Below are 3404 nucleotides of genomic sequence, written 5' to 3'. Positions count from 1 at the left end.
TGTCGTTCGGGTCGAGTTGGAATCGCTCCCCTTAAGTGTGGGAGGACGATACGACTCTATCCGAACAACGAACCGATGCACCACCCCGTGCAAGCGTGGGTGGGAAGGGTCGAACGCAGCCCAGCTTACACTCCTGGGCCGCGTTATGACACCGTGTGTACGCGCAATCCAGGCGTCCACTGGACCATTCCGGGTCACAGTGAACGTCCCATATACAACGTGGCTACTCTGCCACCTGATGGATAGCTCGGCTCAAGAGCCGACGAAGGACGTGCCAAGCTGCGAAAAGCTTCAGCAAGCCGCACGGAGGCAACGAACTGAAGATCTCCTAATGGGAATCCCCACCGCAATTGCTTCGCGCAATGGGGAACGCCGGGAATTGAAACATCTCAGTACCGGCAGGAACAAAAAGCAATACGCGACATCGTTAGTAACCGCGAGTGAACGCGATCCAGTCCAAACCGAAGCCCTCACGGGCAATGTGGTGTTCGGACTGACTTTCATCGCTCGACCCCTTCTGTGAACTCTCCTGGAACGGAGGATGATACAGGGTGACAATCCCGTAACAGAAGACAGTACAGCGTGCGTCAGCTCCAGAGTACCGAGGGTTGGATATCCCTCGGGAACAACGCGGGCATCGACCGCGAAGACTCAGTACTCCTTGAGACCGATAGCGAACAAGTAGCGTGAGCGAACGCTGAAAAGCACCCCACAACGGGAGGTGCAATAGGGCTTGAACCCAGGTGGCGATAGAGCGACGGGGCATACAAGGCCCCACGAAAAACGACCGAGACGCGAGTCTCCAGTAGGAATCGTGGGGAGCCGATGTTCCGTCGTGCGTTTTGAAAAACGAGCCAGGGAGTGCATCTGACCGGCAAGTCTAACTCGAGCATCGAGGCAGGCGCAGGGAAACCGATACGGCCGCAGCCCTCACGGGCCAGGGCCACCGTCTTCAAGGGCGGGGAGCCGACCGGATGCGACCCGAAACCAGGCGATCTATGCGTGGGCAAGGTGAAGCGTGCCGAAAGGCACGTGGAGGCCTGTTAGAGTTGGTGTCCTTCAATACCCTCTCGTGACCTACGTATAGGGGTGAAAGGCCCATCGAGCCTGGCAACAGCTGGTTCCAGTCGAAACATGTCGAAGCATGACCTCTGCTGAGGTAGCTCGTGGGGTAGAGCGACCGATTGGGAGACCCGCCATCGAGAGATGTCGGCCTCCCTGTCAAACTCCGAACCTACGAGCGCCACAGACGCAGGGAGTCCGGTGTGCGGGGTAAGCCTGTGCACCATGAGGGAGACAACCCAGAGCTGGGTTAAGGTCCCAAAGTATGGATTAAGTGCAACCGAAGGTAGTCTCGAGCCCTAAACAGCCGGGAGGTGAGCTTAGAAGCAGCTACCCTCTAAGAAAAGCGTAACAGCTTACCGGCCGAGGTTCGAGGCGCCGAAAATGATCGGGGCTCAAATCCATCACCGAGACCTGGCGACACCCCCCATAGGGGTGATTCCGTAGACTGGCGCTCCAGTCGGGTGGAAGCACGGACGAGAGTTCGTGTGGACCGACTGGTGACGATAATCCTGGCCATAGTAGCAGCGATAGTCGGGTGAGAACCCCGACGGCCGAATGAGCAAGGGTTCCTCGACAATGCTGATCAGTCGAGGGTTAGCCGATCCTAAGTCAGACCGCAACTCGACTCTGACGACAGGGAAACTGGTTAATATTCCAGTGCTCACAGACACTCAACGCCGACGCCTTGGGAACAATCGAGCTGGGCCATCGCCCAGTCGAATCATGAAACTCCGTGGAAGCCGTAATGGCACGAAGCGGACGAACCATGAGACAGCGAAAGTCGATCGTACCTAGGGCCCGTGAAAAGGCAAGTCTGTGACTCGTACCAAGAACCGACACAGGTGCTCATGGCGGCGAAAGCCAAGGCCTGTCGGGAACAACCGACGTTAGGGAATTCGGCAAGTTAGTCCCGTACGTTCGCAATAAGGGATGCCTGCCCTGCAGAAGGGCAGGTCGCAGTGACTCGGGCGCTCCGACTGTCTAGTAACAACATAGGTGACCGCAAATCCGCAAGGACTCGTACGGTCACTGAATCCTGCCCAGTGCAGGTATCTGAACACCTCGTACAAGAGGACGAAGGACCTGTCAACGGCGGGGGTAACTATGACCCTCTTAAGGTAGCGTAGTACCTTGCCGCTTCAGTAGCGGCTTGCATGAATGGATCAACGAGAGCGCCACTGTCCCAACGTTGGGCCCGGTGAACTGTACGTTCCAGTGCGGAGTCTGGAGACCCCCAAGGGGAAGCGAAGACCCTATAGAGCTTTACTGCAGGCTGTCGCTGAGACACGGTCGCTAATGTGCAGGATAGGTAGGAGCCATTACACAGGTACCCGCGCCAGCGGGCCACCGAGGCATCACTGAAATACTACCCATTAGTGACTGTGACTCTCACTCCTGGCGGAGGACACCGGTAGCCGGGCAGTTTGACTGGGGCGGTACGCGCTTGAAAAGATATCGAGCGCGCCCTATGTCCACCTCATCCGAGTCGGAGACTCGGAGCAGAGCGCAAGAGCATACGGTGGGCTGACACTGTCCTTCATAACGAGGGACGGTGACGCGAAAGCGTGGTCTAGCGAACCAATTATCCTGCTTGATGCGGGAAATTGATGACAGAAAAGCTACCTTAGGGATAACAGAGTCGTCACCGGCAAGAGCACATATCGACCCGGTGGCTTGCTACCTCGATGTCGGTTCCCTCCATCCTGCCCGTGCAGAAGCGGGCAAGGGTGAGGTTGTTCGCCTATTAAAGGAGGTCGTGAGCTGGGTTTAGACCGTCGTGAGACAGGTCGGCTGCTATCTATTGGGGGTGTAACGGTACCTGACGGGAACGTTCGTATAGTACGAGAGGAACTACGAATGGTGACCACTGGTGTACGGGTTGTTCGAGAGAGCACGTGCCCGGCAGCCACGTCACACGGGGTAAGAGCTGAACGCATCTAAGCTCGAAACCCACCTGGAAAAGAGGTACCACTATGATCACTCGTAGAAGACGAGTTAGATAGACTCGGGGTGTGCGCGCCAAGGCAACGAGGCGTTAAGCCCGCGAGCACTAACAGATCATGCCATTAGTCATACCGCATACTGGGACCACCGTACTGTACTCGGGGTGGTCCAGGCGCGAACTGGATTGCGCGTTCACACGAGTGTAGGTTACCGACGATCGGTTCCATCGCAACGGTTCGACTCCGTTGGTCGGCGTTAAGGCGGCCACAGCGGCGAGGTAACACCCGTACCCATCCCGAACACGGAAGTTAAGCTCGCCAGCGTGTCGGGGAGTACTGGAGTGCGCGAGCCTCTGGGAAACGCGATTCGCCGCCTCCCATTCATACTTCATTCAT

The 3404-nt window shown here is 57.2% G+C and carries 2 rRNA genes; both read left to right on the top strand.

What is annotated here, in order from left to right:
• The first annotated feature begins 214 nt into the window (after nucleotides 1–214).
• Nucleotides 215–3137 (top strand): 23S ribosomal RNA (locus NOW55_RS20515).
• A 128-nt stretch (nucleotides 3138–3265) separates the two neighbouring features.
• A 5S ribosomal RNA gene (gene rrf, locus NOW55_RS20510) occupies nucleotides 3266–3387 on the top strand.
• Nucleotides 3388–3404: the final 17 nt, after the last annotated feature.

Origin of the sequence: Haloarchaeobius litoreus (assembly GCF_024495425.1) — an archaeon.
Taxonomy (GTDB): Archaea; Halobacteriota; Halobacteria; order Halobacteriales; family Natrialbaceae; genus Haloarchaeobius; species Haloarchaeobius litoreus.
Note: the sequence above shows the minus strand (reverse complement) of the source record. Positions and strands in the feature narration are given on the sequence as shown.